Annotated in this window: 4 protein-coding genes; all 4 read right to left on the reverse strand. The window is 64.2% G+C overall.

What is annotated here, in order from left to right; genetic code table 11:
- Positions 1-36 precede the first annotated feature (36 nt).
- Positions 37-522 carry a hypothetical protein gene (locus tag BLQ73_RS30630; RefSeq protein WP_245691563.1) on the reverse strand — a complete coding sequence of 162 codons (486 nt, stop codon included), beginning with the start codon at positions 520-522 and terminating at the stop codon, positions 37-39.
- A gap of 25 nt (positions 523-547) precedes the next feature.
- Entirely contained in the window at positions 548-2,380 is a 1,833-nt protein-coding gene (locus tag BLQ73_RS30635) for an alpha/beta hydrolase (RefSeq protein ID WP_143020556.1), read from the reverse strand.
- A 405-nt stretch (positions 2,381-2,785) separates the two neighbouring features.
- Complete coding sequence (locus tag BLQ73_RS30640; protein ID WP_143020557.1) at positions 2,786-3,787, reverse strand: CU044_5270 family protein; 1,002 nt, start codon at positions 3,785-3,787, stop codon at positions 2,786-2,788.
- Positions 3,780-4,370: an RNA polymerase sigma factor gene (locus BLQ73_RS30645; protein ID WP_093176414.1), complete on the reverse strand. Its 591-nt coding sequence runs from the start codon at positions 4,368-4,370 to the stop codon at positions 3,780-3,782. Before BLQ73_RS30645 ends, BLQ73_RS30640 begins: the two co-directional genes overlap by 8 nt.
- Between the last annotated feature and the right edge of the window lie 244 nt (positions 4,371-4,614).

Genomic DNA, 4,614 nt, shown 5'->3' on the forward strand with positions numbered 1-4,614 from the left:
CCGCAAACCGCCGACCGGCCCGGTCGGCGGTTTTTCCTATGGCTTCTTGGGCTCCGGCGTTCCATTGGGCCAAATGCAGGTGGAGTTCGCGCCGATGTCGATGACACCATCCTGCGTCGTGGTGAGCGAGAAGAGAAAGTCGTCGGGCCGTGTGCGCCCGGAGATGGATGGCCCGCCGGGCTCGGCGCCACGGAACACAGTGATCTCGTGCCCTTGAGTCTCCCAATGCTTCTTGATCTTCTCGGCGGCCTCAACTGTGCGATCCTTGGAGATGTCCGGCAGGTAATAGCTGCGGCTGACGACGATGCGATCCTCTGAACCGCCGTCGCTGGGTTCCAGGCATTTCATGGGCTCCAAGCTCGTTGATATGAGCTCCATCTTCGTGTTCGGTCCAAGTGTCGCCACCGCCTCAGAGATCAGTTTTTCGATACGGGCAATGGCTTGTTGCTGTGTCGTTGTATTGGGGTTATTCATGTTTTCCCCGCTGCTGCAGGAACTTACCGCTACTGTGATGGCGAGCATGCTCAGCATCATGCGACGCAAGAATTCATCTCCCCGGTAGCCCTGTGGTCTTGTGGTGGTCGCCGTTGATGATATGTGCAATGTTCTCGAGCGACTGTGAGCGGGGCTCCCAGTAGCTTGAGTGCGCACCCTCGGTCCCGGTGGGTTCGACATAAAACCGCTGCGCGCCGAACTCGTCACTCCCTGGGTCGGCGCCGAAGTGCGGCAGTGGCTTCTTGTAATTTACCCAATAGTTTGGACTCAGTAATCTGTGGGGAAGGCTTGCCTTGTCGATATATTCGGGGAGTGATCCGATCTTTGCCACAATATCTTGGTAGGCTTCGCCAACCCATACATCCGTAGGTGAGACTCCAAGGTCCTTGGCGTGCATTGCTCCGACTCCCGGACTTCCTACGAAGATCAAGCCGTCGGTGAAACCGGGTCGGCGCTGAGTCGCCAGTCCGGTGACGAGAGATCCATAGCTGTGTCCCAGCATCGTTAGACGCGGAGCCTCGCCGTCCTTCCGCGGGATTTGCGTTGCGCGCAACGCATCGGAAAATGCCGCTAAAAAGGCCGCCCCATTCTTGGCCGGAGTTGCGGAGGCCACACTGCTTTCTTCTTTCAGAAAGCTATTTATGTCTTTCTGCGGAGGCTCGTAGCCGAGCCATGCGATAGAGGCATGCTTAAGGGTCGGGGCTAAGGCATGGGCTCGGTCCCACATATGGGTCACGCGGTTGAAATCACCCTGGAAGTTGTCCAGTCGGGTGCCTAGCCCAGGAGTATAGGCCACCACTCTGTCGGCCGTATCCGGATCTCCATAGGAAACGATGGCGCGACCTGTTCCCGCGAGATCGAAGCCTAGGAGGTAGGCAGTGGCACGCCCGCTCTGGCCGCCCCTGGATAATCCGTATTCGATTGTGTCGAGGTTCTTCTTCTGTTGTGCAATGGAATTCGCCAGGGTGAGGAATGCCTTCTCCTTGCCGTCGATCCGGGCCTGGGCCAGGGATAGGGGAAGCGTGAGCAGCAAGCCGTTGATGCGGCTTTTCTCGTCGGCGAGGTGGGTGCGGTTGGCCTGGTCGCGGGTGGTGGACGGGACGCCGTTGAGCGCGCCGATGTGGCGGGGGTGGGCCTCGGTGAGGCTCCTTTGGGCCTTGGGGCCGAGCATGCGCCACCAGCTGTTGACGCGGGAGGCGAATGTCGGGTCGTCGCCGCGGTTCTGCAGCCGGAGGAGGGTTTCGAGGGCGGTCTGGTCTCCTCGGCCCGCTTTGTCGAGCGCGGTGGTGAGGCCGCTTTTCCCGGTGGGGGCGTGGCCGTCGAAGAGTCCGTAGGCGACCAGAGAGGCCGGCATGGGGGATGAGGCGTCCATGGCGCCTTCGTCGCGCTGGAGGGCTTCGAGGCGCCGGCGGAGTTGGCCTTCCTGCTGCTCGGCCCAGGAACCGATGTGGCCGATCGCGGTGGCGTCGCGTGAGCTGACGCATTGCCGCGTGAGCTCGGCGTGGAGCACCTGCCCGGCCTCCGATAGTTGGCGTGACGCCGTCCGCAGGGACGTTATCAGGCTGTTCATGGCCTCGGGGTTGACTCCGCGGAATCCGTTGGAGCCGCTGGAGGCGAATGAGGCGGATGTTCCCAGCGGGGGTACGGCAGGGCGGGGTTCACCTGTCTGGGCCACTCGGTCGGCCAGTTGGTTCAACGCGGATTCGAATGCCCGTTGCAGGTTTCTGTGGTGCTGTACCAGTTGGGCGTTGAATTCAGATGCCCCTCCTCCTACCCAGGCTTGGCCGCCCATCGCTTTGGCCGATGGGACGAGTGCGTTTGTATGTTCGTGTGCCAGGCGAGCCACTCTTTGGAAGGCCGCCCGCACGGCTTCCTTGTCGGACACTCAAGCGAGGTTCGCATGTCAAGCGTGCGGTGGCAAGGGATATGAAACAAGTGGATCTATGCCGTTATGATGGCGGCCAGGGGCGGGGCCCTGGGGGGAGAGGAGGTGTTCTCCTGTGGAACCCCTGTCCTTTTAGGGTGGTATTCTCGCCGTGGATGCGGGTGGCCTTATCTTCCTTGTATTCTGTGCTTATGTGAATGATGTTCCCTGAAATGTGTAGGTGCTTGCGCATTCTCCTGCTTGGATGTCGGTGTCGGCCGTGGACGATCGCATCGGTCGGTTCCCTCCGCCGGACACCAACCAGGCGATGGTGTCGCCAGGAGCCATGGCGATCGGCACGGCTCCTGGCGAGGCGAAGAGTGCTGCGTCAGTGAAGCTGCGGCTCGGCTGTGGACAATGCGAGATCTAGGGCACCTGGCCGGGTTTGTCGACGATGCCGGACGCGACTTCGGCGGTGGCGTAGCCGCTGCCTCGGGGCGAGAGCACCTCCCCTCCCAGGGTTTCATCTCGCAGGTAGTCCACACGCCTGCCGAGGAAGCGGTAGGTGTCGGGGGCGAGGATCACGTATGACCGTGAGATCACGTCTCCGGCCCTGTTCCGGGACGTGCCGACACCAGGTGCTCCGGCGTCGTACTCGATGCCGATGCCGGGCCTGTCGAGCGCATCGCGTATGCCGGTGTGGACGCGGACGCCTGGGATCTTGGCGAGTGCGCGGAAGATCGCCGCGTCGAGCGTGGAGGGCGTGGGCACTTGCTGCTCCAAATAGAGCGACAGCACTCGGAATGCTCGCGCGTCGGAATGTTCTTGATCTCCGGGGTCGCCGGTCGGTTTGATCCTCCAGTGCCGGTCGCTTTTGACGTGGGCCAGCAGCTTGTCCGGGTCGGTCGGCAGGTCGGCGAGCTTGGCGGCGTATTCCTGGGGAGTGAGGTCGTCGTCGTCGGGCTCCGGCGCATGGGTGTGGAGGTCCAGGGGGCCTTGCCCTATGCGGACGGCCTGCTGGCCGCCGTCGTAGCGCCTCCAGTACTCCTGCGCCTCCCCGGTGGTGTGGTCGGCCTGTTTGACGATCACCTTTCGGTACATCCACTGCTCGGGGCGCGGTATGGCGTCCGGCTCGTTCTTCTCGACGGAGGCGGCCATCTGGCGCAGCGTGGTCTCGGCGTCCACAAGGGTCCCCCTGTACTCGAAGGTCGACGGGTTCTTGGGAGGGGGCGCCTCCACGCCCGGCGACGCCATGAGGCCGCCGGCGGTGACCACCGCGACCGCTCCGGTGCCGAGCACCAGCAGGTACGGCAGGAGCCGGGGCCGTCGGCGGTTCGGAAGTGAGCGCAAGAGCAGAGTCCGCAGCCGGTCGTCGTCGGGTTCGGGTGTCTCCGAGCGCAGGTCGCGCAGCAGGTTCAACTCATCCACGGCCAAGCTCCATTCCTACTTCGGACGGATCAACTTCGTTCAGGGCCTCACGGGCCTTCCTTCGTGCGCGGTGCAAACGCGAACGGACGGCGCCGATCGGGATGCCGAGCGCCCGCGCCACCTCTTCGTAGCTGAGGTCCGCCCAGGCGGTCATCAGCAACACCTCGCGCTCTTTCGGCCGCAGTACCGCCAGTGCCCCCGCGAGCTGACGCTGCGCGGCCGATGCCGTCACTCGGGCCTCCACCCGGTCGGCGTAACTCTCCACCACCTCGTCCGCACCTGTTCTGGCGAGGGCCAGGTACGCTCTGGCCTCGGCTCGGCGATGTTTGCCGATGAGATTGGCGGCTATGCCGTACAGCCAGGGGCGGGCGTCGGGGTGGCCGGTGTCGTAGCGGTGGAGTCGCCGGAAGGCCGCGGTGAACGTGTCGGCGACGATGTCGTCGGCCACTGAGTCGCCGAGGCGCCGGGTCACGTAGCGGTGGAGACTGCGGGCGTGTCGGTGGAACAGCAGGGCGAACACGGTGGGGTCGTGTCGGGCGCGCCGAATGACCTCCGCATCGTCCAGGTCGGGGTCTGTGCTCAAGTTCGAGCTCCGTTTTCCTCGGTCGGTCACCTTCTTTCACCCGGTGCCGCGCGATGGGTTCCCGCCTGGTCACAGGGCCCAGGCCGGGAGGGGGCCGACGGTCCCTATCCAGTCACCCGGTATCCACCGAGGCCGACCCGGCCGCCGAGGATGCCGCCCACGTTGACGCGGGCTCCGCCCTCGCGTCAGCGGGTTCCGGGTTTCTTCGGCGGTAGGGCGGGTTTCTCCGGGGCTGCGTGGGTCG

This window comes from Sinosporangium album, assembly GCF_900100605.1.
GTDB lineage: Bacteria > Actinomycetota > Actinomycetes > Streptosporangiales > Streptosporangiaceae > Sinosporangium > Sinosporangium album.